Raw genomic sequence first — 24,693 nt, 5'->3', positions numbered from 1 at the left:
TAAACAGTATCATTTTTTGACATGATTCAATGCTATTATAAATCCAGCAAGTAAAAAAACAAATATTTTATTTAATTTGATAGGAGGAATTTGAAGTGGCAAATTATTCTTTAGAAGAAAAGGACAGCTTTACTGTTTTAGGTATTGGAATAGAGCTTAAAAGTGATTACACAGACTATGTTGGTATTAATAAGGAAAAGGCAGACTTTTGGCAAGCTGTCAATCAAGATGGAAGGCTTGATAAACTAAAAACTGTCGCAACAAATGACTACATTTTTGTCGTAAACGAAGCAGTAAATAACAAGATGATGCATTACGCTGGTGTTATGACGGAGGAATCCTTGCCAGAAGCATCTAGACTCATCCAATTTCCTAAAGGGGAATACATCGTTGTTAAAGGGGAAGCGAATACAGACGAAGAGTTGAGTAACAAGCTTACAGGTATTGCTTTTGGTGAAGTCCTGATGGAAGTAACGGATGTATCCTATGTTGGTGGTCCAAATGCAGCGGTTGTGATGGGACAGAAAGACGGCTTAGTATATGGTGAAATGTGGATCCCTGTTGTTAGAAAATAAAAAGAGAAAAGACGGGATAGAAATCATCCTCCTACCTGCTAAATGGATGGTTTAAAAAAGACATTATGAAACAGATCACAAATGGCCACTGTTGCTTAGTAAGTGATCTGTTTTGTCCTTTCGAAATTTATAGAGGACGAAGGAACAGCTCAACTGTCCGTTTATCACAGTTTTCAGAAACCCGGACGAGGTGCCTATCCCTTTGTCCTATCGGTATTGGTTCATTACTCCACATGTAGAATGTGCCATCCACTCATTATCCGAACACATTGTAATTGAGAAAGGAACGATTGAATTCGAGCAAAATGAAATGATTGTTACTGTAGGGAATGAACGATTTTCCTATAATTACGAATGAAAATGAAATGATGGTAAACATTTATGTCAATCATTTTTATAAAAACGAGATTTTAACAGAGGTAGTCATTGAGAAGGATTGGACATTAATTGATTAACGATATAAACAGAACTCCCTTTAGTCAATCAGTTGAAAGTTCCACGGGGTTCCATAGCCACCCATATGTTAAATATTGGAGCATCTCTAGAGGTTATTCAAAGTTTACTTGGTCATGAAAAGAGCGAAACGACCCGGCTTTATGCTCAACTAAGCGGGAAACTGCGTCGTGAATTGTATAGTAAATATTTTTAAATTGGGAGCCAGTTATCTTGCGTTCCCACTTTTTTGTGAAAAAACATGTTATCATAGAGATGAAATTTTCAGTTATTAGAACATATCATTTTATTGTTAAAATACACTTTCAAACAAATTAAATTGGAGTATTTCACAACACAATTAATAATGATTGCATTATTTATCTTAATCATCATTCAATTGAAACATTAGCATATTCAGTACGTTTATCAGGTGCAAGGGTGAAACTATTAGCATCGGCTCTTTCCCTATTTAACGTAATGGTAATGGTTTCAAGGTTAGCTAATATGATGCAACAGCCTTTTACAGGAAGTTTGATAGATAATGCACCAAACGAAAATGCTTTAGAATTCGTTGCTAGTCAATATCGAATTCTAATTGGTTCTGCTACATTAGGAACAATTATCGGTCTACTTTTGTTACCCATCAAAGTCACAGTGACGCCCCGGATTATCTTGTTACACGACATTGTTCCACGTGCATTATTTCTAGATGTGGCTTATTTAAAGATATTCAAAATACGAATCTCTTTTCTACAAATCTTGACAAATACCGGGTTGTCACAGTGACAGATCTTAAAAAAATTAAATATGAAAGTAGTTCGCCTGTAATCGACTTCTATGATAATCTGAAGTTGTCATACTGATGGTTAGGTACCATAAAAACTTGATAGACTTTCTCAACTTAGGGTATCGGGTCGCTGGCAAGCAGAAAAACTTATCATTTTCTAATTACGTTCTAAACGTCACTGGGCAAGCATTGTAACAACCTGATATTCTTGCCAGACTACGGGTGTTGGTTCGTTGGCAAGCAACAGAAAAACCTAATATTTTTTATGTTTTTAGATGGTTGTATTAAAATAATGTTAAAAGAGAAGAGGTGGCTATAATGAAATGGCAAGAGGCTAGGGAGTTATTCCCAAATCAATTTCTTCTGGTTGCAATTCTTGATTACCATGAAGAAGGTGATAAGAAAATTGTTGATGAGGTAGCCCCGATACGACCTGTTTCCGATAAAGATGCAAACAAAGAGTTTTTTCATTCCAAAGAAGGAACGATGGTGTATCACACATCTAATGAGGATTTTGTGATTCGTATTAGAAGGGATCCATTAATGAAAGTGAGAAGAGTTTAATGAAACTTGCATTTGATGGACAACTTATAACAACCACTCTTTCTGTTATATTCCAAGGTAAATCATTAACGATTAATGATGTAATAGTGGATACCGGTTCATCCCATACTGTAATTAGTCCAGATCTTTTAGAGAAAATTGGCGTGAGGTATGAAAATGGTGATACTATTTATGAAGCATACGGAATTGGTGGTTCAGTTCCATTTTATACAAAGATTATGGATGGAATTCAAATTGGCACATCTAATATAAAGGATTTTGAAATAGACGTGGGGATGCTACCTAATAATCACAACGGGTTGTTAGGCTTAGATATATTAAAGGTATATAAATTTACAATCGATTTGGAAAAGCTAGAGTTATTTCCATCGATAAAGTAGGGATTAGAAAATTTTCTAGTCCTTGTTCCCTACGCTTCCCTGCAAGATTGTAATGCCTCTTGCTTCACATCCTTGCCTTATTAATTCTCTCGTTCTTATTGCGATTGGGCCATGCAAGACTTTATATCGGTATTTGGTCACCCATATGACATGATACTTGATGTCGTACACAGTATGACTACTTTTTTTATATCCGTCCATACTCTCACCTCTTACTCAAGTATGGACATCGAATGGGAAGGCTAAAAGCGTATACCGTCTAAACATCAAAGTCACAGTGACGCCCCGGATTATCTTGTTACACGACATTGTTCCACGTGCATTATTTCCAAATATGGACTATTTAGGGGCTGTCCAATAAGTCAATTTTTTGACGATCGGATACCCCTTTTCAAATTTAAGAATGCTTATATTCCAACATTTCCCATTTTTGCATATTAGTACATTTCGGACAGCCCTTTTCTACAAATCTTGACAAATACCGGGTTGTCACAGTGACAGATCTTAATGCCCTTGCCATGATCGCCTCAGGGGAATTCCATCGTCTTTCTATTTCAAGAAAGTACCCGCGGCATTGTTTTCCTTTTGGAATACGCTGTATCATACATAGCTCTTTTGCCATATCAATTGTTAACTGATGGTCTATGCTTGGTCTGCCTCCAGTACTTTCGCTCAAAATGAGCTAAAGTCTGATCCTTCCTCAAATCCGTACTCACACATTCTTGGAAACCAGTCTTTATAAGCTGTCTTTACTTCCAAGGCTTCATGTAAATCACGACCGAGTACGGTTGGTCGTTGATTTTCATAGTTGATTTTTACTAATTCGTCCATACGAATTACCTCCTGCAATATAGTCAGAGGAAAGTTCCTCTACCTAATAGCCACAGGAGGTAATGTTTGTTGAGGATTTTGAAAAAATTAATTTGGAATTCTGATTATCGTATGGAATTTGTGTATGTTAAAATGGAATCAAAGACTGATTCAATAGTGGTCAATTCAACAAACGGGCCATTTTGCTTAAAACATGGAAAGATAAGAGGTAAATGAATATGAGGGTCAACAAGTGGTACAGTTTGATAGCTGCGTCTTTGCTTTATTTTATTTACTGCTACAAAAGGGGAATCTACGCTGGAGCTGGTTTCTTAGATTACTTAGATTTAATAGTGAATGTCGGAATTCTCTTTGCTATAGCTGTCTGGCTTATTAGAAAATCAACAGTTAATAACGCCATAGAACAGATCATTTCATTTGGCTTTGTCCTGTATATGTTCGTTTTGCATCGCTTTGTGACTTATATTTACATCCCTTATTACTTTACTCAAGAATATATAGGGAATCCCTATGTAAATTTGGAACGAATTAATTTAATTCCTTTTAAAACCATATCTAATGATTTACTTGGAACAGTAGTTGACCCAGTAACAGTCATGCAGACTTTCGGGAATTTATTTTTGTTATTACCTCTTGCCTTTTCTTTATTGGCATTACAAATTGTAAAAAAGAAGAGAAAAGTAGCAATGATTATATTCTTCACAACATTGTTTATCGAGACATTTCAACTTGTTGAAAATTTGAGCGTTTCAGGATACCTGTATTCAGAAGGCGGGGTACGTGCCGTAGATATTGATGATCTTATATTAAATACGCTTGGCGGTATAATTGGTATATTCCTATATAGAGTTTATAAAAAAGTTCTTATGAAAAATAGGCCTTTAAGACATTAACGAAGTATGCAAATAAGATTTTATGAATTACAACAAACGGGCGCGATTGTGGAACAAACAAGATAGCACGTACTAATCATAAAATAAGTGCTATCTTGTTTTCGTTGTTTAAAGGTCGACGGTCTTTTAACCTCTTTCCACAAGATAATCCGAATACCCAATGAACTTAATCTTTTTGATAAAACTGACACTCATAGCCATCAGCACTAAGTAACAATCCATTTGCCCAGGCTGGTGTTCTTGCCATCTGTTCGCAAACAGCAGAAAGTGACATCCTCATATCCGCCTCGATGATAATTTCATCGTGTACATGAGCTACAATGTAACAATTCTTTAATGTCTGCATGGCATGACACAAAATGTCACGACTGATGGCCTGAACAATATTCTCCACAAATTTGGGTCCATAGCTTTCGATTCTTTCCCATTTTTTTGTCCCACCGACACCTTCGTAAGTTACCGACTCACCGCCGAACATATTCTCTCCCATACGAGGTTTCACATAGGCAAGACGTCTACCAGAAGGGAGGACAATAAAGAGCATTCCACTTTGATAGATAAATTGAATGCCGTGTGTATCTGTGGGAGTTTTTTGCTTAACACAAGTTTTTACTGATCGGTCTACATCCCACCAAAGTTTTGTGATATTGGGATTGGACTGTCTCCAGGCTGTTACAAGAGGCTGAAGTTCCTCTTCTTCAATTCCCATCTCCAAAGCACCCATTGATTTTAATGCTCCAACAGATCCGCCGTAACCGAGGGCAAGTTCAGCAATTTTTCCTTTCTGACGAAGGTGACCGTTCACACCATGCTTTTCAACAGGTATATTAAACATCTGAGAGGCACTGGTGCAGTAAATATCACCACCATTTTGAAATACATCTATTCTCCATTTTTCGCCTGCAAGCCAGGCAATGACGCGAGCCTCAATCGCTGAAAAATCTGCCACAATGAACTTCATACCTTCTCGTGGTATAAAAGCAGTACGGATAAGTTCCGACAGAACCTCCGGGATTGAATCATATAATAAAGTAAGAGCATTAAAGTTTCCGCTTCGAACTAAAGCACGGGCCTGTTCCAAATCGGACATATGGTTTTGGGGGAGATTTTGTAGTTGAATCAGCCTGCCAGAGAATCTGCCAGTTCTGTTGGCTCCGTAAAACTGAAACATTCCTCTTGCACGACCGTCACTACATACCGCATTCTCCATTGCTGTGTATTTTTTCACCGATGATTTTGCAAGTTGCTGACGTAGCTCCAAAACAGTACCTAGTGGTTCAGGAGCTGTCTTTAACATCTCAGCGACCGCTTTTTTACCAAGGGACTCTGTTTCTAGCCCATTATCATTTAGCCAGTCTTTCATTTGTTGCACAGAGTTTGGATTTTCTAAATTGGTTATATCTTGCATTAAAGCCATTAGCTTTTCTCGGGACTGTTCATCCATCTTGACAGCCTGTTTTACGAAGGTCATGTCAATGGCAATGCCACGATCATTGATTACCTGGTCGAGATGATATTCCTCCCAGATGTTCTCTGGTACTTGAAAATTGGATAATCTCTGTTGTATTGACATCTCGGATTCCACATCGCGAATGTTATAAACTTTAAACCGTTCCCATTTATCCATGTCGTGTTCTGGCAGATTGCGAACTCTACCTCCATTTGATTTTGTAGGGGAGCAAGGGGTACAAAAATATTTGATGAGGTCTTTGCCCTCTGTTAACTTTTGTTTCTCCAAACCTAGAACTGCACCGACTCCCTCCAAAGAAAGAGGTAATCCCATATATGCCGACCATATCATGGAACATTTCCATGATGCAGGATCAAGATAATCTGTAAGGTTAAGCCATTTTGATAGACAAACACGCTCGAACATTGCATTGAAAGCCCACTTGGTAACGGAGTCATCCATAAGAGCGTTTATAATTTCATCTGGGATTTCCTCCCCGCAGGCAAGATCAACCACCTGTACTTCACCGCCATCCACCGAATAACCAAATAGTAGAATTTCAAAATCATCACTCTCTGCATAACGGTAAACGCCGGACTTTTGAAGATTGGCACTGCTAAATGTTTCAATATCAATAGAAATAGAATTCATGTATAACCGCCCTTTCCAATGCAAACGAGGTGGCAGAAGAACAACTTCCACCACCTCGTCTGTATTTATTCTTTATGCTAGAAAATCATCATCTTCAATCGTTGTGAAATCATCAGCAGCATTGGTTCTTCCGCCTAAAGGCTCTCCATCTCTTATCTTCTGGATGTTCCAAGACCACAAGCTACACCCTTATTGCCATTAGAGTTAAAAGCGTAGAAATTTAGGGATACTCTTGCATAACAACCGCTGTAAACCTCGTTGCGATCCAAGATAGGTCTAACTGCTTTATCTACTATTTGAGGTGGAGTCTTGCTGTTGGCATTGCAAAAACTGTACTACTTTAACAATCCTATCTCCACAACCCGACTAATTGATCTAAACTGTCAACTCAACCCTATTACTTTCAGGGTAATAGATATGTTTCCTCAAAGAATAAAAAAAGGGTTTCCCAGCATCATCATCTTCCTAAAAATAGTCAAACGAAAAATGCAATGTCAGGAAATCCTTTATTTATCAGTACTTTGAATGGACCTTATTTCTCCACCCTAGTCATCAAGGCAACACACTCCACATGCATGGTCATTGGAAACATATCGACTGGCTGGATTTCTTTTGTTTTGTATCCACCGTCTTCTAATATTCGCAAATCGCGAGCGAGGGTGGCTGGGTTGCAGGAAACGTAGACGACTTTTTTCGGTTTCATTTGCAAAATCGTTTGTAGTAGAGCTTCATCACAACCTTTTCTAGGTGGATCAACGATGAAGACATCTGCATGTATTCCCTGTTCATACCATTTTGGAATAACCGTTTCAGCTTGTCCGACAGCAAATTCTACATTAGTAATCTGATTCAATTGTGCATTCCGGCGCGCATCTTCAATTGCTTCTGGTACTATTTCTACACCATATACTTTCTTTGCTTGTTGGGCTAAAAATAATGAGATCGTGCCAATCCCACAATAAGCATCAATCACGGTTTCTTCCCCGTTCAACTCTGCATATTCTAGCGCTTTTTCATATAAAACCTTCGTTTGCTTTGGATTCACTTGATAAAAAGATTGCGCAGAAATAGCGAATTTCACATTCCCAATATAATCATAAATAACATCTTGCCCCCAAAGAACTTTCGTTTTCTCTCCTAAGATGACATTGGTTTTCTTCGAATTAATATTTTGTATAATTGAAGTTACACCTTGAATGCGCTCCGTGATCTCTTGAATCATTTTTTTCTTATGAGGTATATCCTCCGTTCTTGTAATGAACACCACCATGATTTCACCTGTTTGATGACCATATCGTGCCATTATATGCCGAAGCGTTCCTTTATTTTTCCCTTCCTCATACGGTTTGACCCCATAGCGGTTACAAATCTCTTTTACCACTTGAATGACTTCATCACTTTTTTCTTGTTGTATTAGGCATGATTCCATATCAATAATTTCATGACTTCTCTTTTGGTAAAAACCAGCGACTAACCCACCTTCTCGTTCACCGACAGGTACTTGTGCTTTATTCCGATATCGCCAAGGATCTTCCATTCCTAAAACAGGATGTATCTTCACATCTTCAATTTTTCCTATACGTTGGATCACGTCATGAACATGTTTTCCCTTCGCTTTTAACTGTCCCTCATAACTTAAATGCTGAAGTTGACAACCACCACATTCATCATAAATGAGACAAGGGGGATCCTCCCGGTTAATACTTTTTTCAATTAATTGGACTAATTGGGCAAACCCATATCCTTTATTTAACTTTGCAACTTTCACTTGCGCTTTTTCACCAGGTAAAACATGGGGAATAAAAAGTGGATAGCCTTTCACCTTTGCGACACCATTCCCATCATGTGTTAAATCCTCAATATGGACATCGAGCATTTCATCCTTCTTTACAGGTGCTTGAATTTTTGCCACGATTACTCACCTATTTCATTCAAAATTCAAAACTGAAACTTATTGTACCATAAAGTGAAACTTCATTCAGTGGAGAGATAAAAAGGGCATCCAATCAGTCGACTTTTCCGACTTTTGGATGCCACTTTTCACGCTTCATCATGGTTATATATCTGTATTGTAAAGGTTCAAATTTCACGTTCTTTACAATCAGAAATCGCCGATTACTTCTAAATCTCCTATACTTCTCATCTCAACGCTGATAAAGAGCCTGTCCCTCATCAGTCAATTTGGTCTTGTGGGCGAATCTTATCTTTAGGTACGAATACTTCAAGATGTCGATAGAGATTTTCAAATTCAGCGGGTAGTACTCCACCTAGTTCTCCATCCAAATTAAGTAATGCACTTTCAGGGGAATTCACCTTTATATGATTCGCTTGTGTATAAATAACATTAGGATGCTGCATATGTTCTCCTCTTAATGCCAAGGTTACTACCCGAATAAATTCGGCTAAGTTTGTTTTCTTTAAAATAAGTAGAGAGAAAAGACCATCATTAATAGAAGAATCAGGAGCTAACTTTTCAAATCCACCAACCGAATTTGTTAGTCCAATTAGAAATAACATCGCATCCCCTTCGAAAATTTTACCGTCATATTCAATCGTTAGCGGAGTCGCTTTAATAGACGGAAGCATTTCGATTCCTTTTAAGTAGTAGGCAAGTTGTCCAATCATTGTTTTTAATTTACTCGGGACTTCATATGTTAATTCTGTGATTCTTCCACCACCAGCTATATTAATGAAGTATTTTTCATTCATCCGGCCAATATCAACGGGAATGGTATCTCCTCTTACAATAATATCCACTGCCTTTGGAATATCACGGGGGATATGTAAAGCGCGTGCAAAATCATTCGTCGTTCCCATTGGAATAACTCCTAACTTCGGACGATAATCTTGCTCAGCCAATCCATTCACAACTTCATTTAACGTGCCATCACCACCTGCAGCGACGACAATATCATATTTCCGTTCAACCGCGATGCGCGCCGCTTCCGTCGCATCTCCTTCAGCTGTCGTAGCATGAGCAGATGTTTCATAACCAGCTTTCTCTAACTTTTGAAGTACATCTGGGAGATGCTTCTTAAATAATTCCCTTCCTGATGTAGGATTATATATTATGCGTGCTCTCTTCATTTTTCTCATCCTAATCTTTATTTAAAAGTAAATAATTCATAGTCGTTCCACCTTTTTACATAATAGCTCAAAAAAACTGATTTATCAATTTAAAACCTTTTATACCCTCTATGGCATTTTAAACATCTTCGAATAGAAAAACCCCTCGATCTTCTAAAAAATGTATGGAGTTTTCAAGAGAAGCTTGGTCAATTTGAAAAACATCATTTACCATTCTCAACCATTGATTTTGATACCGCATATGATATTCTCGAATATTTCTATAAGTCATTACTTTCAGCACATTATTACGCAAATAATAGCAAGAATTCCCTTGAAAACGTACAGCCGTCATCCTTCTCATCGTAATATTTTCATCCTCATCCTTATAAGACGCCTGAATATCCTTTTTTAATCCTTCTTCATCTAACGGAATCCATTCGATTTCTTTCTTTACGAACGATTTCCCATTACTTCGGCGATCTATGATGAAAATATAATCTTTTTTATGAGTAAAAATGATTTCTTCTCCAAAGCCATGCAACACATGCTTCGGTTTATGTGCTAATTCTACCGGTTTCATGATGGGAGATCCATAGCCAACATCAACGTAATATTGGCGACCCTCTATCACCACCATTAAAGCCAAATGCCCAGGATGAACGCGAATATAATGACATACAAAACCAAGAAATCTTAGTAGTCGGGCAAAGCTAATATTTAATGTAAAGCAAGTCCCTCCCCAGCCCTTTTGAGCAAAATTTGAAACAAATGAATCAAACGAAGGAACCCCTTTTGATAGATGCTCAAAGTAATGAAATTTACTGAATGTCTCATAGGGAATACGGAGTAAATGATGTTGCAATATTCTTTGTAAATAGTTTAAACTTGGTATTTCTTTCTCAAGTTTTAACAGTTGTAAGTATTGGTATACTGAATCCATGTTGAACACCCTTTTATAATGGAAATAATTGAGTAATGAGAAATATTTAGCCAAAGTAAAAAAAGAATTTATACTACAAAAAAATGGTTGAAATCAAGTTCTATTATCCCTATTTCTCACAAAATCTTATACTTTCTTGCATTTTCATGGTAATATGGTGCGTATAGTATAATTGAGATGAAAAATTAGATGTAAAAAAACAATCGGGACACCGATAAACGTTTTTTCTATTGATAGCACATGAGATTAACGCCCCATAGGATCAGTTAGATGATGTTTCTGTGGAATCTATTATATAATAAATCAGCTTTAAATCTGTGCGAACTGTATGCTCACCCTTATAACAGGAAAGGAGGCAGCACACGATGACTCTGCAAAAAAATGGGCAATCCTCCCTGTCACTATTGCCATGTTATTTTTTCTATTGCTCATTGGATCAAATAAAGATCAAGCGATAGAAGGAGATGTAGAGGCGCAACTTATTTCCTTAATAGAAAAAAAATCAGCTAACCAAACTGTCTATATAGATTTCAAAAAAGACTTAAACATAGAGTTTGATAACGTATATCTTTTTCCACCTTATACTAAAGAAGAAGACCAAAAGAAAATATTGACATTTGATTGGGTTAGAGTGAAGGACATCGGGATTCAATTCCGAGATGATATTAATTTATTTATTTTCATGAAAGACGAGAAACTCGTTGACACCATTCAACTTCCTAGAAATTATAAAATCAAACTCACAGAGCCACTAAATAATGAATATCGAATTTCCTCAACGATTGGAATCGTAAATACTTATAAAAATTAATTTGCGGATCGTCTCCCAAATTCTATTTGAGCAAAAAAAGTAATCCCCATATCCATTTGATGAAGGATGTGGGGATTACTTCTTTTTCATAGAAATATGTAGGCATTACCCATGATAAATCTTTTCAGCAATGGCTGACTTCATACTTTGGTATACTTCTTTCCAAAGGTTCTTATCTTCCAAATACATTTTTTGTAATGATTGAATGACCTGTTTTTGTTTCTCTTCGAATTTAGGGTGATCTTTAGGAGGTAGACCGGATCGATTTTCGTGAACGATTTGTTGAACGGCTTCTGCACGTGGTCCCCATGCGACTACCTCTTCCCCGTCCTTCTTCATAAAGATGAAGATTGGGATGGATCTGGATGTTCCATTCGTTAAATACTGATCCATTAATTCTAAATTTTCATCGCGGTATAAGAAGCGTACTTCGATATCGCATTGTTCAGCTAGGCGTAAAAGAACCGGTACATTTAACATCGCATCACCGCACCAATCTTCCGTTAGCACGAGCACTTGGAGTTCCTCTCCCTGTAGCTTTTCGATAAATTCCCCTTCTTCTGTCGGCAAGCGAAAATGCCGAAATATATATGCAACATTTTCATGATTTGTTTCCATCCGAGAAAGATATTCTGTCGAACTCAATCCTTTTTCAAACCAATCTAATAATTCCATAATAAATCCTCCATCCATTGGTTTCTCACTGTTATAATTCGATATGAATAGTGGAAATCCTTTTTATTCACAGCTATTCATTTTCACATGTAAATTTTTAAATTTTCATAAATTTTATAAAAAGTGGTTGATTTGAAACGAAATCAATCTTATAATTATAGAAAAATATTTATATTTATGAGTTTTTATAAATAAAAATACAAAAACGGAGGTTTACTAATGAAGGCAGCCGTAATAGGTGCTTCCGGATATGGTGGAGTTGAGCTAATACGTCTTTTATCCCGTCATCCGGAAATATCCTTGCACTCCATCTATTCGTCCAGTAAAGATCAAGTCCCGGTTACAAATGAATATCCACATTTACATTCTATTTGTACGTTAAATCTTGAAAAAATTGATGTGGAAAAAATAATAAATGAAGTTGATATGGTTTTCCTAGCTGTACCATCTGGAGTATCGAAGGAACTTTCACCTCAGCTTTTAAAAAATAATACGAAAGTAATTGATTTATCAGGAGATTTACGACTGAAAAATCCTGAAGATTACAAAACATGGTACAAGAAAGCCCCAATTGAACAAACCTGGTTAGATAAAGCCGTTTATGGTTTAACAGAATGGAATCGTGAAACAATAAAAAATGCTACACTGCTTTCTAATCCTGGCTGTTATCCAACGGCCGCGTTGCTCGGATTAGCACCAGTCGTTCAAGAAAAAATCATTGATGGAAATCATCTTATTATTGATGCTAAATCAGGTGTTTCTGGCGCCGGAAGAGGATTATCAACCAATATTCACTTTGCTGAAATGTACAATAACTTCAATATCTATAAAGTCAATCAGCATCAACATATACCTGAGATCCAGCAGCAGTTAGTTGAGTGGGATCAACATATAGGTCCAATCACTTTTTCAGCTCATTTATTACCCATTACAAGAGGAATTATGACAACCATTTACGCACCATTGGCAAGACCAATGACGACGAAAGAGTTACACGAATTATATCAAAGCATCTATGAGAAAGAATATTTTGTCCGTGTACGTTCATTAGGTGAATTCCCGAGTTTGAAAGATGTAGCGGGAGCAAACTTTTGTGATATCGGAATTGACGTCGATGAACGAACAAATCGCGTAACCATCGTTAGTACAATAGATAATTTAATGAAAGGAGCTGCAGGTCAAGCGATTCAAAATGCGAATCTCATGTTTGGCATCGATGAAACGTGCGGGCTTGATAGCTTTCCTATCTATCCGTAAGAATGGAGGAATTACAGATGCAAGCTGTGAAGGAAGAAAATCAAGAAATATCTGAAGTGAAGAATGGGTCTGTTGTGACACCAAAAGGATTCAGAGCAGCAGGAGCTCATGCTGGATTACGCTATTCAAAAAATGATATTGGGGTCATCTTTAGCGATATTCCTGCAAATAGTGCAGCCGTTTATACGACAAATCGTTTTCAAGCCGCTCCCATAACCGTGACGAAAGATAGTTTGGAAAAGGAGCAAAAGCTTCAAGCGATTTTTGTAAATAGTGCCTGTGCCAATGCATGTACTGGAAAACGCGGTCTCGCTGATGCCTATCAAACCCGTTCATGGGTGGCAGAAAAATTCAACATCCCAGAACATTTCATCGCGGTATCGTCAACAGGTGTCATCGGTGAATATTTGCAAATGGATAAAATTCAAAAGGGGATTTCCTTACTAGATCCGAAAGCAACATCGGAAAGTTCCGAGGAATTTGCAAAAGCAATCCTTACAACAGATTTGGTGACAAAACGTAGTTGCTTTAAAACAGTCATTGATGGAAAAGAGGTTGTTGTAGGTGGCGTTGCCAAAGGATCAGGGATGATTGAACCGAATATGGCGACAATGTTAGCATTCGTAACGACAGATGCCAATATCTCTTCAGAACATCTTCACACTGCATTGAAAGAAGTGACAAATCATACCTTCAACCAAATTACAGTGGATGGAGATACATCAACGAATGACACGGTAGTCGTTATGGCGAACGGGTTAGCAAATAACGCACCCCTTTCCCCTTCTCATCCGGAATGGAAGAAGTTTATTGCTCTACTTCAATCCGTTTGCGCTAATCTTGCAAAGAAAATTGCACGTGACGGAGAAGGCGCTACGAAATTAATTGAAGTGCAAGTGCTCGGAGCTACGAACGATGAAGAAGCCCGTGCGATTGCCAAAACGATCGTTGGATCCAATCTTGTAAAAACAGCGGTATTCGGTGCAGATGCCAACTGGGGAAGAGTGATTTGTGCTGTTGGATATAGTAATGCGAAGATTGACCCAGAAAAAATTGATATCGCAGTCGGACCTTATCCAATCATGATCCATTCTGAAGTAGTCCCCTACTCTGAAAAAGAGGTCACGGATTATTTAAAAAGTGAGTTAACAAAATTCACCGTGAATTTAAATATTGGAGAAGGACATGGAATGGCTTGGGGCTGTGATTTAACATATGATTATGTCAAAATCAATGCTAGTTATCGCACATAAGGAGGAAAAAATGAAAACGGCAGTTGTAAAATGTGGCGGTAGTGTCATTGGCGAACTTTCAGATTCCTTTTTTCAAAGTATGAAAGAAATGATGAAAAATGGTTATCGGATTGTTTTTGTACACGGTGGTGGGCCAGAAATCAACTCGATGCTTGAAAAGCTTCATGTAAAAAGCGAGTTTAAAGACGGATTACGAGTAACGAGTAAAGAGGTTCTTGATATTGCTGAACTTGTTCTTGCAGGAAGTACAAACCGTAAACTCGTGCGAATGCTTCAATCACATGGAATTGAAGCTATTGGCATCAATTCTAGTGACCATCGAATATTGCAAGCAGATTTTATCAATCAAGACGAGTTAGGTTATGTGGGCGATGTTACCTCTGTTCACCAAGAATTTATTCAAAATCTATGTGAGCAAGGTGTTCTCCCCGTGTTAACACCGATCGGGTTAGGCCCAAATCATACAATTTTAAATGTGAATGCAGACCATGCTGCTAGTGCCATTGCCAAGGCATTGCAAGCAGATCGATTCTTAATGGTCACCGATGTAGATGGTGTTCTTCACAAGGGAGAACTCCTTTCAACTTTAACCGAAAAAGAAGCAAATTCCTTCATAAAAGAAGGAGTAATAAATGGTGGCATGATCCCTAAAGTGACATCCGCCTTAAATGCATTTTCTGAATATGTAAATCATGTCCATATTGTTTCTGGAAAAAAATCTTTTTACAATGCTGGAAAATGGTATGGAACAGAATTAACGAAAGAGAAGGTGACAGTATGAGCCATTTATTCCCCACTTACGCACGTTGGAATGTGACCCCTGCAAAAGCAGAAGGGTCTTGGCTAACCGATCAATCAGGGGATGTCTACTTAGATTTTACTTCAGGGATTGGCGTATCCAATCTTGGGCATATTCCGAAGCAAGTAAAAAAAGCAGTCGATAAACAACTCCAAGCATTTTGGCACACATCTAATTTATTCCAGAGTCCTCTTCAAGAAGAAACAGCCAAAATTTTAGCAGAGGCCTCTCATCTTGATCTTGTCTTTTTCTGTAATAGTGGTGCCGAAGCGAATGAAGCAGCGATTAAATTAGCAAGGAAATCGACAGGGAGATCAAAAATCATTACATTTTTGAAATCCTTCCATGGTCGAACATATGCAACAATGGCTGCTACAGGGCAAGAAAAAGTGAAGCTCGGTTTCGGTCCCATGCTTGAAACATTTGAATATGTCCCTTATAACGATATCGAAGCTGTTAAAGAAGCCCTTGATGACAATACAGCTGCCGTCATGTTAGAAGTGATTCAAGGAGAAGGTGGCGTAAATGAAGGGAACGCAGACTTTCTACAAGAGGTTGAAAAGCTTTGCCATGAGAATGGTTCGCTTTTTGTTATTGACGAAATTCAAACTGGAATTGGGCGTACTGGAAAACCATTTGCCTTCCAACATTATGACCTACACCCAGATATCGTTTCAAGTGCCAAAGGAATTGCAAACGGATTTCCTTTAGGTGCCGTTATTGGAAAAAAAGAGTTGGCTGAAACCTTCTCCCCTGGCTCCCATGGTTCTACTTTTGGAGGCAATCCTGTCGCTTTATCCGCAGCAAAAGCGACGCTTAACACTATTTTTGAAGACAGTTTTTTAAACGAGGTCCAACAAAAGGGGGAACTTCTAACCTCTCTTTTAAAAGAGCAGTTATCAGGAGTTGAAATCGTCAAAGGAGTAAAGGGAAAGGGCTTAATGATTGGAATAGAATTAAGTGAAGAAGCCACACCATATGTAACCGCTGCAAGAGAGGAAAAACTACTGATCTTGTCAGCCGGTACAAATGTTATCCGTCTCCTTCCACCTTTGACCGTATCAGAAGAAGAGATTTCACAAGCTGTAAAAATAATAGCCAGTGTCTTAACAGCCAAAGTACAAATATCATAAGAAAAAAGGGCCTATCCAACTATGGAAGGGCCCTTTTTTCTTAGAAGTTCCGCCCAGCTCCACCACCCCCAGCTGAACCGCCTCCCCCTCTACGGTCACTGCCTCCTCCATCTCTTCCACCAGAACGAAGTAAGCTTGAAAGAATTTGAATTAAGATATGTGTAAAGGTACCGCCAAAATATTTCATATCTAAAAAAATCAAAATGGCAAACACGATGATAAGAATGAATACCACCCAAGCTGGAAGTCCTTCTTCTTGATGTTGGGCTACATTAGATCCTTGATTATCCCCTAAATGGTCGAAGGAGATTCCATATTCCTTTGCCACTTCTTTTGCTAATTGTTGATATGTTTCTGTAATGGCCAGTCCATCATTTCCTGCTTCGATATGAGGTTTCATATACTGATCGATGATTCTACCCACTTTTCCATCAGGCAGCGCCCCTTCAAGCCCATATCCAACCTCAACTTGAACAGCTTCTCGATTATTTTCCCAATAGTTTTTTACAAATAAAATTAAAACACCATTATCCTCATCTTTCTTCCCCAATCCGTATTCCCTATAGGCCTTATTAGCAAATTGTGCCTTCTCTACATGACCATCCAGCTTATCCATGGTTAACACAGCTATTTGTGCGGATGTTTCATCATCTAAAACCCTAGCTAAACTGATCAGTTCTTCCCGCTCTTCATTTGTCAAAATATGAGCGGTGTCTTGTACATATAGATCTCCAACCGGTTTTGGAACTTCACTTGCTTGTGTGAATTGGGGAAATAACCCCAAAACAGATATGAATATCAGAGTAAGAAATAAGAGGGGTCTCTTCAGCATCGATTACTCCCCCTCAAAATCAACTTTTGGTGCTTGTTTAGCTCCTTGATCAGCTTTAAAATACTCTTTTTCCTCAAATCCAAACATTCTTGCGACAATCGTACCAGGGAATCGTTTAACATCTTTATTAAAACTAGCCACTTCCGTATTGTAATCCTGTCTGGCTACTGCAATTCTATTTTCTGTTCCTGCGAGTTCATCCATTAATTGAGTAAAGTTTTGATTAGCTTGTAATTGTGGATAATTTTCTACTACAACGAGCAATCGACTTAGGGCACTAGATAATTCAGCATCTGCATTTGCTTGTTCAGCCGGTGTATTTGCCCCTGCTAATCTCGCTCTTGCATCGGAAATACTTTGGATAACTTCCTTTTCATGACTTGCATACCCCTTTACCGTACTAACAAGATTCGGTATTAAGTCCATTCTTCTTTGTAATTGGTTTTCAATTTGTGAATAGGCTTGATCAACATTTTCTTCACTTGAAACAAATTGATTATAGCTAGAAAATAGACCAATGGCGATCAAAACGAGAACAACCCCGATCACTATAAGTGACATAAGTCCTTTTTTCATTGTCTCTTCCCTCCTCATATTTGTATACGTTGATTGATCTTGAAAGTTTCACATCAGTATAAAGTTCATTGCTTTAATTCTGTTTTCGTCCATTTTATCCCACCGTCACGGGCAGTAAAACCTCCACCTCAAAATGATTCCCTAAAGATCCGATAATTCAACTAACATTCAGTGGGGGATGAAGAAAACTAACACTGAATGTTAGTTGAGCTTTATAATTAGGGCAAATAGATTGATAATATGTAATGAACTAGAGCCTATCACAAAATTTTTTGAAGTGGAACCGAGATCTACAATTCCTCCCGGTTCCAAATTATTCACCTATTTCCAGACTTTTATACTTGCCACAAAAGCATAAGAGGGATATTCCCACCTAAAAGAGATAAAAGACTTTTACCCAAATATATCGGGATATAATTTCACCATTGCTTCTGAGATCATATCTGCCATTTCCCTAGCTTGTTCTTCAATTGCATCATATATTTCGATATCTTTCTGATAGTTCATGTTGATCATATTTATAGCTTCCTGTTTGGTTAAATCTAAATGTTGATAGAACATGTCCCTGACTTTTTCCTCGGGCAAATACCGGTTAATACGACTAAGAAATACAGCAATCTCATCTGCATTTGCGTACCATTTTTGCTCTGCCATCATAGCCGCTTGTTGGTCACCGGCTAAAGTTGCTTTTACAAGATCTGCAGCAAATAGAAGATGTTCCTTAATTAAAGTAGCATAGCGATCAGCCGCAGCATCCCCATACAATGGTCGAATCATCTCTCCCATATGTGTTGCATTTTGCAAAAGACGTGCAATAACATATTCTACATCTGGCAACTTAAAGGTTAGGCTTATAATCGCCATTCTCGTCCATGCCACATGCTCCTCCCAAAGACTACGATTATCTCTCATGAGATCCACTGCTGCCTGACTAATACATTGATTTTGTCGCGTCCGTTGGAATACAGATTGTGCAACTGGCATGGAATAATGTGGTCCTACCGAAGAATAATATGGATTCACTCTAGGGTTTGGCACAAAAGCTCCCCCAGCTGTTGGATGATAATGTGGTGCTAACAACCTATAATGATCACCTGATGGAACAATATAGGAAAATCCCCCATTTGAATAACAGTTCATGTTTTTCCCCCACTCCTCTATATCATGATCCAATTAAATGCCCATTATAGTGTATTCTTTTTGAATTGGTTGGGTGAGGGTCTCATAATGGAAAAAGACAAAAAGACTGTCCCTCATACGGAGTAGACAGTCTTTTCCAATATTATCGTTTTTGAATTTCTTCTTGTAAAATTTTGTTGACAATTTGTGGGTTGGCTTGGCCTTTTGTTGCTTTCATAACTTGTCCAACAATAGCCCCAATCGCCTTTGTTTTTCCACCCTTGTATTGTTCTACCACTTTTGGATTATTATCTAATGCTTCCGTTACAAATCCGCGTAATTGATTTTCATCAGAAATTTGCACGAGACCTTTGTCTTTTACAATCTTTTCTGCATCTCCGCCATTTTCAACTAATTCTTTAAAGACTTGTTTAGCAATTTTGGATGAAATCGTTCCATTTTCGATCAATTTAATCATCCCAGCTAATCCATCTGGAGTAAGGGCTATTTCGTGAAGCTCTTTTCCTTCTGAATTTAAATATCCAGATAATTCCCCCATAATCCAGTTAGAAGCTTGTTTCGCATCTCCCCCTGCAACTACTGTTGCCTCGAAGAAATCAGCCATTTCTTTTGTAACAGTTAAAACCTTTGCATCATATGCAGGTAGGCCCAGCTCTTCAATATAGCGCTTTTGACGAGCATCTGGAAGCTCAGGAATTTCAGCACGAATGCGCGCTTTCCAATCATCATCAATATATAATTGGACTAAGTCTGGTTCTGGAAAGTAACGATAATCATCGGATCCTTCTTTTACACGCATTAATAGCGTTTTTCCTGTTGCTTCATCAAAACGGCGTGTTTCTTGTTCAATCACTCCACCGTTAGATAGAACATATTCTTGACGTTCTTGCTCGTATTCTAATCCCTTTCGAACAAAGTTAAAAGAGTTTAAGTTTTTTAGCTCTGTTTTAGTACCAAATTCTTTTTGGCCAACTGGACGTAGGGAAATATTGGCATCACAGCGTAAAGACCCTTCCTCCATCTTACAATCAGAAACACCTGTATATTGAATAATCGATTTAAGTTTTTCTAAATAAGCATAGGCTTCTTCTGGTGTACGAATATCAGGTTCAGATACAATTTCGATTAATGGTGTACCTTGACGGTTAAAGTCTACTAATGAATAACCATTACCTGTATGAGATAACTTTCCTGCATCCTCTTCTAAATGAAGACGAGTAATCCCGATTTTTTTCTTTTCACCGTTCACTTCAATTTCAATCCAGCCATTTTCTCCAATCGGTTGGTCAAATTGAGAAATTTGGTATGCTTTCGGATTGTCCGGATAGAAGTAGTTTTTTCGGTCAAATTTCGTTTCAGTTGCCACTTCACAATTAATCGCCATCGCAGCTTTCATCGCGTATTCAACAGCACGTTTATTTACAACAGGTAATACACCTGGATAACCAAGATCAATGACCGTTGTATTTGTATTTGGTTCTGCCCCGAAATGAGCTGGAGCAGATGAGAAGATTTTAGATTCTGTTTTCAATTCAACGTGAACTTCTAAGCCAATCACTGTTTCATACTTCATATTTTTTTCACCCCTTACAACATTGGTTTTTGTTTATGAAATTCAGTGGCTTGTTCAAAAGCATGAGCCACTCGGTAAACTGTACTTTCGTCAAAGTGTTTTCCAATGATTTGAAGACCTAATGGTAGACCACCAGAGAATCCACATGGAATCGAAATCCCTGGTACACCCGCTAAGTTCACAGTGATTGTTAAAATATCATTCGCATACATCGTTAATGGATCATTGATATTTTCGCCAATTTTAAATGCTGGAGTTGGAGTGGTTGGGCCAACAATCACATCATACTTCTCAAAAATATCTTCAAAATCTTTTTTAATTAATGTACGAACTTGCTGTGCTTTTTTATAATAAGCATCATAATAGCCCGAACTTAACGCAAAAGTACCAAGCATGATTCGACGTTTCACTTCTTCACCAAAGCCTTCAGCTCTCGTTTTCTTATATAGATCGATTAAATTCGTCGCATTTTCAGTACGGTATCCGTAACGAATTCCATCAAAGCGGGCTAAATTGGAAGATGCTTCTGAAGAGGCTAGTAAATAGTAAGTAGCAATTCCATACTTCGAATGTGGTAAAGATACTTCTTCCCAAGTCGCCCCTAATGATTCTAATACTTTTAAGGCAGATAAAACGGACTCCCGAACTTCTTCGTTTACCCCTTCACCTATATATTCTTTTGGAACAGCGATCTTTAAGCCCTTCACATCGCCTGTTAACGCTTGAACATAATTCGGAACATCTAGCTGTGCAGAAGTTCCGTCCATTGGATCGACCCCAGAAATCGCTTGTAAAAGATAGGCATTATCTTCTACATTTCTTGTGATGGGTCCAATTTGATCCAAAGAGGAAGCAAACGCAACTAAACCAAAACGAGATACGCGACCATAAGTTGGTTTTAAACCGACAACTCCGCAAAAAGCCGCTGGTTGACGAATCGATCCACCTGTATCTGACCCTAAAGCAAATGGTACTTCCCCTGCTGCAACCGCCGCAGCTGAACCACCTGATGATCCTCCTGGCACTCGTTCTAAGTCCCACGGGTTTTTCGTTTTTTGGAAACTTGAGTTTTCAGTTGACGATCCCATTGCAAATTCATCCATATTCAATTTTCCAATTGTAACTGCTTCTGCATCATGAAGCTTTGTCATGACAGTCGCATCATAGATAGGATCAAAGTTTTCTAATATTTTACTTGCGCAAGTTGTACGCAATCCTTTTGTGACAATATTATCTTTAATCCCAATTGGCATTCCGAATAAAATCCCTTTATCTTCGTCTGTTCCAAGTTTCTTATCGAGTTCTTTTGCCTTTTGACGAGCATTTTCCTCATCTAATGTGAGAAATGCTTGTACTTTCTCTTCTACTTCACCAATTCGTTGATAAGACTCATTGACTAAATCAGTGACCGTTATTTCTTTCTTATGTAAAGACTGATGGAGATCAGCTAATTTTTGATCAAAAAACGTCATATATAAATCCCTCCCCTATTCAATAATGGATGGCACGCGAACTTGACCATCTAAGTGATCTGGGGCATTTTTCAATACCTCTTCACGTGGTAGCCCTTTCTCTGCCTTATCTTCCCTTAATACATTTTTAATGTCCAAAACATGTGATGTTGGTTTCACATTGGATGTATCTAGCTCGTTCAATTGTTCTGCAAATGTGATGATGGCATCTAAATGATTCGTGAACTTTTCTGCCTCTTCTTCAGTAATCGCTAAACGCGCAAGATTTGCAACATGTTTTACTTGTTCAGTTGAAATACGTGACACTTTCCTTCACCTCCAAAAAAAGTCGAGCATAAGCCATAATATCGATCTTATCAAATCAGAATAGCCAAAAGCAATGATACACTCCCCATTGTATACAACGTATATTTTAACATGTTTGTTAGGCAGGGAGTAACTATGCATGCATAAATATTTAGACTGTTTTCATAAAATAAAACTTCATTCGGAACAAAGGAATCTTTGTCACTTCTTAAGGTAGAAAACTTAATTATATTAAAATATAAAAAAACAGGGAGACCCCCTGTTATCATCATGCTTATGGATACTTTCATTATCAGTAAATAGTGAACATTCCCACTTGTCACCTTTACATTATATCTCACTATGTTAACATAATAAACAAAAAACGTCGGTGTTGTCTCAGACTAAAAATGTTGGATAAGCACCTTTTATGTTTTTTATAAAGTGAAACTTCATTCAGTGGAGGTTTTACTGCCCGTTTAAGGCGGGATAAATGAATACAGGGGGTATTAGATGAATTATCAAGTATTTATTTCATTGGGTATCTACTTTATTGCGATGATGCTCATTGGACTATATGCTTATCGAAAAACAAATAATTTAAAGGATTATATGTTAGGGGGGCGTGATCTTGGGCCCGCCGTCACCGCCTTGTCTGCCGGTGCATCTGATATGAGTGGATGGATTTTGATGGGGCTTCCTGGCGCCATGTATGCCACAGGAATTTCAAAAGCTTGGATTGCCATCGGATTAACGACAGGAGCCTTTTTTAACTATTTATTACTAGCTCCGCGCCTCAGAACATATACAAGTGTTGCCAATGACTCTATTACAATTCCAGATTTTCTAGAAAATCGATTTGGTGACTCCAAAAGGTTATTGCGCTTAGTTTCCGCTATTGTGATTATTATCTTCTTCACATTATATACTTCAGCAGGCGTCGTCTCTGGAGGCCGCTTATTTGAATCCGCTTTTAACCTTAATTATCATGTGGGACTATTTGTAACAGCTGGCGTTGTGATTGCTTACACATTATTTGGAGGATTCCTAGCTGTAAGCTTAACTGATTTTGTCCAGGGCTGTATCATGTTTGTCGCCTTAATATTAGTACCGAGCGTTGCTTTAACCGATCTCGGTGGACCTTCAGTGGCATTAAGTGAAGTACAAAGTGTTGATCCTCAACTTTTAAATCTTTTCAGAGATGTTTCCATTGTGAGTATCCTCTCTTCCCTCGCATGGGGTCTAGGGTATTTTGGTCAACCACATATTATCGTCCGTTTTATGGCGATTAAGTCTGTAAGAGAAATTAAAGTCGCCCGAAGAATCGGAATGAGTTGGATGATTATTTCTCTTATTGGCACTTCATTAGTTGGTTTCGCAGGAATCGCTTATATGTCAATCCATCAGATTCCAATAGATGACCCAGAAACAATTTTTATCGTATTCTCAGAAATACTCTTCCATCCGCTTATTACGGGCTTTTTATTCGCAGCGATTTTAGCAGCGATCATGAGTACCATTTCATCACAATTATTAGTCACTTCAAGTGCCTTAACAAAGGATTTCTATAAAGCCTTTTTAAAAAGAAATGCCTCAGATCGTGAACTAGTATTGGTTGGAAGACTTTCTGTATTACTTGTTTCAGTTGTTGCGGTTCTTCTCTCCTATACACCAAATGATACGATCTTAAATCTAGTAGGGAATGCTTGGGCTGGCTTTGGAGCGGCATTTGGTCCTACGATTCTATTAAGTCTCTACTGGAAACGTATGAATAAGTGGGGGGCTTTATCAGGAATGATGGTCGGGGCATTAACTGTAATCATTTGGATTAGTATCCCAGCCTTAAAGGATTACATGTACGAAATGATTCCGGGATTCTTCCTTAGCTTGATCACTGTCATCACTGTAAGTTTCCTTACAAATAAGCCTAATCAAGAAATTAAACAAACGTTTGATTTGATGAAAACAACATTAGAAAAAGAAATAAAATCTTAACATCTGTTCCCTTAAACAAACGTTTGATGAAAGACCAAATGCGCAAGCGGCTATTCATCAGCGTACGGATTTCGCAAGTTTCGACTGAGATAAAGGAAACACATCGAGCCGGTTTTGCGAACTGATGTTGACTTATCGTAGAGAGAAAACGAAGAAATTCGCTAGCCGATAGGCGCTGGAGTTAGTAGTGACCAAATGTTCAAGCGCTTGTTCACAGGAAAGACAATCGAGTAGAGTGAACGAATCGGAATTTTGATTCGTTCGACCCTCTCACACCACCGTACGTACGGTTCCGTATACGGCGGTTCAATAATTTG

The 24,693-nt window shown here is 38.1% G+C and carries 25 protein-coding genes and 3 pseudogenes; 13 read left to right on the top strand and 15 right to left on the bottom strand.

What is annotated here, in order from left to right; genetic code table 11:
- Positions 1 to 95: 95 nt before the first annotated feature.
- From J2S13_RS11000 to J2S13_RS10975, 6 genes and pseudogenes are all read left to right on the top strand, one after another.
- Complete coding sequence (locus J2S13_RS11000) at positions 96 to 575, top strand: GyrI-like domain-containing protein (RefSeq protein WP_307257810.1); 480 nt, start codon at positions 96 to 98, stop codon at positions 573 to 575.
- Between the two features lie 202 nt (positions 576 to 777).
- Complete coding sequence (locus tag J2S13_RS10995; RefSeq protein WP_307257809.1) at positions 778 to 933, top strand: hypothetical protein; 156 nt, start codon at positions 778 to 780, stop codon at positions 931 to 933.
- 129 nt (positions 934 to 1,062) lie between these two features.
- Positions 1,063 to 1,224, top strand: coding sequence for a tyrosine-type recombinase/integrase (locus J2S13_RS10990; protein ID WP_307257808.1), 162 nt, complete (start codon positions 1,063 to 1,065; stop codon positions 1,222 to 1,224).
- Between the two features lie 150 nt (positions 1,225 to 1,374).
- A pseudogene (locus J2S13_RS10985) lies at positions 1,375 to 1,685 on the top strand (lipid II flippase family protein); the annotation flags it as partial.
- 430 nt (positions 1,686 to 2,115) lie between these two features.
- Complete coding sequence (locus J2S13_RS10980) at positions 2,116 to 2,361, top strand: hypothetical protein (protein ID WP_307257807.1); 246 nt, start codon at positions 2,116 to 2,118, stop codon at positions 2,359 to 2,361.
- Positions 2,361 to 2,741 (top strand): retropepsin-like aspartic protease, encoded by a 381-nt coding sequence (locus tag J2S13_RS10975; RefSeq protein WP_307257806.1) that lies wholly within the window; start codon positions 2,361 to 2,363, stop codon positions 2,739 to 2,741. Before J2S13_RS10980 ends, J2S13_RS10975 begins: the two co-directional genes overlap by 1 nt.
- 30 nt (positions 2,742 to 2,771) lie before the next feature.
- Here J2S13_RS10975 and J2S13_RS10970 read toward each other — a convergent pair.
- From J2S13_RS10970 to J2S13_RS10960, 3 genes and pseudogenes are all read right to left on the bottom strand, one after another.
- Positions 2,772 to 2,942 (bottom strand): annotated as a pseudogene (locus tag J2S13_RS10970) (transposase); the annotation flags it as partial.
- 196 nt (positions 2,943 to 3,138) lie between these two features.
- On the bottom strand, positions 3,139 to 3,417 hold the full coding sequence (locus J2S13_RS10965) for an antA/AntB antirepressor family protein (RefSeq protein WP_307257805.1): 279 nt from the start codon (positions 3,415 to 3,417) through the stop codon (positions 3,139 to 3,141).
- Positions 3,414 to 3,572: an antA/AntB antirepressor family protein gene (locus J2S13_RS10960; protein ID WP_307257804.1), complete on the bottom strand. Its 159-nt coding sequence runs from the start codon at positions 3,570 to 3,572 to the stop codon at positions 3,414 to 3,416. Before J2S13_RS10960 ends, J2S13_RS10965 begins: the two co-directional genes overlap by 4 nt.
- Positions 3,573 to 3,790: 218 nt before the next feature.
- On the opposite strand from J2S13_RS10960, the gene J2S13_RS10955 reads away from it, so the two are divergent.
- Positions 3,791 to 4,465, top strand: coding sequence for a VanZ family protein (locus J2S13_RS10955; protein ID WP_307257803.1), 675 nt, complete (start codon positions 3,791 to 3,793; stop codon positions 4,463 to 4,465).
- A 166-nt stretch (positions 4,466 to 4,631) separates the two neighbouring features.
- Here J2S13_RS10955 and J2S13_RS10950 read toward each other — a convergent pair whose 3' ends face one another.
- The 5 genes and pseudogenes from J2S13_RS10950 to J2S13_RS10930 all read right to left on the bottom strand — a co-directional run bounded on the left by J2S13_RS10950 (position 4,632) and on the right by J2S13_RS10930 (position 10,575).
- The gene (locus J2S13_RS10950; RefSeq protein ID WP_307257802.1) at positions 4,632 to 6,566 is read right to left on the bottom strand and encodes a DNA polymerase; all 1,935 of its coding nucleotides are present in this window, start codon (positions 6,564 to 6,566) and stop codon (positions 4,632 to 4,634) included.
- 72 nt (positions 6,567 to 6,638) lie between these two features.
- Positions 6,639 to 6,895 (bottom strand): annotated as a pseudogene (locus J2S13_RS10945) (DUF2815 family protein); the annotation flags it as partial.
- 203 nt (positions 6,896 to 7,098) lie between these two features.
- Positions 7,099 to 8,469, bottom strand: coding sequence for a 23S rRNA (uracil(1939)-C(5))-methyltransferase RlmD (gene rlmD, locus J2S13_RS10940; protein ID WP_307257825.1), 1,371 nt, complete (start codon positions 8,467 to 8,469; stop codon positions 7,099 to 7,101).
- Between the two features lie 269 nt (positions 8,470 to 8,738).
- Complete coding sequence (locus tag J2S13_RS10935) at positions 8,739 to 9,653, bottom strand: diacylglycerol kinase (protein ID WP_307257801.1); 915 nt, start codon at positions 9,651 to 9,653, stop codon at positions 8,739 to 8,741.
- A 118-nt stretch (positions 9,654 to 9,771) separates the two neighbouring features.
- Positions 9,772 to 10,575 (bottom strand): arylamine N-acetyltransferase, encoded by an 804-nt coding sequence (locus tag J2S13_RS10930; RefSeq protein WP_307257800.1) that lies wholly within the window; start codon positions 10,573 to 10,575, stop codon positions 9,772 to 9,774.
- 328 nt (positions 10,576 to 10,903) lie between these two features.
- Between J2S13_RS10930 and J2S13_RS10925 the strand changes: the two genes are divergently transcribed.
- The gene (locus J2S13_RS10925) at positions 10,904 to 11,386 is read left to right on the top strand and encodes a hypothetical protein (protein WP_307257799.1); all 483 of its coding nucleotides are present in this window, start codon (positions 10,904 to 10,906) and stop codon (positions 11,384 to 11,386) included.
- A gap of 105 nt (positions 11,387 to 11,491) precedes the next feature.
- On the opposite strand, the gene J2S13_RS10920 is transcribed toward J2S13_RS10925, so the two are convergent.
- Positions 11,492 to 12,061 carry a thioredoxin family protein gene (locus tag J2S13_RS10920; protein WP_307257798.1) on the bottom strand — a complete coding sequence of 190 codons (570 nt, stop codon included), beginning with the start codon at positions 12,059 to 12,061 and terminating at the stop codon, positions 11,492 to 11,494.
- 219 nt (positions 12,062 to 12,280) lie between these two features.
- On the opposite strand from J2S13_RS10920, the gene argC reads away from it, so the two are divergent.
- The 4 genes from argC to argD are packed head-to-tail and all read left to right on the top strand — an operon-like array spanning position 12,281 to position 16,503.
- The gene (gene argC / locus J2S13_RS10915) at positions 12,281 to 13,318 is read left to right on the top strand and encodes an N-acetyl-gamma-glutamyl-phosphate reductase (protein WP_307257797.1); all 1,038 of its coding nucleotides are present in this window, start codon (positions 12,281 to 12,283) and stop codon (positions 13,316 to 13,318) included.
- Positions 13,319 to 13,335: 17 nt separating this feature from the next.
- Positions 13,336 to 14,571: a bifunctional glutamate N-acetyltransferase/amino-acid acetyltransferase ArgJ gene (gene argJ, locus J2S13_RS10910; RefSeq protein WP_307257796.1), complete on the top strand. Its 1,236-nt coding sequence runs from the start codon at positions 13,336 to 13,338 to the stop codon at positions 14,569 to 14,571.
- 10 nt (positions 14,572 to 14,581) lie between these two features.
- Positions 14,582 to 15,352: an acetylglutamate kinase gene (gene argB, locus J2S13_RS10905; RefSeq protein ID WP_307257795.1), complete on the top strand. Its 771-nt coding sequence runs from the start codon at positions 14,582 to 14,584 to the stop codon at positions 15,350 to 15,352.
- Positions 15,349 to 16,503 carry an acetylornithine transaminase gene (gene argD, locus J2S13_RS10900; protein WP_307257794.1) on the top strand — a complete coding sequence of 385 codons (1,155 nt, stop codon included), beginning with the start codon at positions 15,349 to 15,351 and terminating at the stop codon, positions 16,501 to 16,503. The genes argB and argD overlap by 4 nt, the downstream gene beginning before the upstream one ends.
- A 40-nt stretch (positions 16,504 to 16,543) precedes the next feature.
- Here the strand turns inward: argD and J2S13_RS10895 are convergent, their stop codons facing one another.
- The 6 genes from J2S13_RS10895 to gatC form a co-directional block, all read right to left on the bottom strand.
- Complete coding sequence (locus J2S13_RS10895; RefSeq protein WP_307257793.1) at positions 16,544 to 17,335, bottom strand: TPM domain-containing protein; 792 nt, start codon at positions 17,333 to 17,335, stop codon at positions 16,544 to 16,546.
- Positions 17,336 to 17,338: 3 nt separating this feature from the next.
- Positions 17,339 to 17,911 carry a LemA family protein gene (locus J2S13_RS10890; protein WP_307257792.1) on the bottom strand — a complete coding sequence of 191 codons (573 nt, stop codon included), beginning with the start codon at positions 17,909 to 17,911 and terminating at the stop codon, positions 17,339 to 17,341.
- 393 nt (positions 17,912 to 18,304) lie between these two features.
- On the bottom strand, positions 18,305 to 18,895 hold the full coding sequence (locus J2S13_RS10885) for a hypothetical protein (RefSeq protein WP_370874025.1): 591 nt from the start codon (positions 18,893 to 18,895) through the stop codon (positions 18,305 to 18,307).
- A gap of 298 nt (positions 18,896 to 19,193) precedes the next feature.
- Positions 19,194 to 20,624, bottom strand: a complete 1,431-nt coding sequence (gatB, locus tag J2S13_RS10880; protein WP_307257790.1) for an Asp-tRNA(Asn)/Glu-tRNA(Gln) amidotransferase subunit GatB — start codon at positions 20,622 to 20,624, stop codon at positions 19,194 to 19,196.
- A 14-nt stretch (positions 20,625 to 20,638) separates the two neighbouring features.
- Complete coding sequence (gene gatA, locus J2S13_RS10875) at positions 20,639 to 22,096, bottom strand: Asp-tRNA(Asn)/Glu-tRNA(Gln) amidotransferase subunit GatA (RefSeq protein WP_307257789.1); 1,458 nt, start codon at positions 22,094 to 22,096, stop codon at positions 20,639 to 20,641.
- Between the two features lie 15 nt (positions 22,097 to 22,111).
- On the bottom strand, positions 22,112 to 22,402 hold the full coding sequence (gene gatC / locus J2S13_RS10870) for an Asp-tRNA(Asn)/Glu-tRNA(Gln) amidotransferase subunit GatC (RefSeq protein WP_307257788.1): 291 nt from the start codon (positions 22,400 to 22,402) through the stop codon (positions 22,112 to 22,114).
- A 492-nt stretch (positions 22,403 to 22,894) separates the two neighbouring features.
- On the opposite strand from gatC, the gene putP reads away from it, so the two are divergent.
- A complete protein-coding gene (gene putP, locus J2S13_RS10865) occupies positions 22,895 to 24,376 on the top strand; it encodes a sodium/proline symporter PutP (protein ID WP_307257787.1) in 1,482 nt (493 codons plus the stop codon).
- The last annotated feature ends 317 nt before the right edge of the window (positions 24,377 to 24,693 follow it).

Origin of the sequence: Oikeobacillus pervagus, from assembly GCF_030813365.1 — a bacterium.
Lineage (GTDB): Bacteria > Bacillota > Bacilli > Bacillales > DSM-23947 > Oikeobacillus > Oikeobacillus pervagus.
The sequence above is the reverse complement of the archived record's forward strand: the minus strand, read 5'-3'. Positions and strand labels throughout refer to the sequence as shown.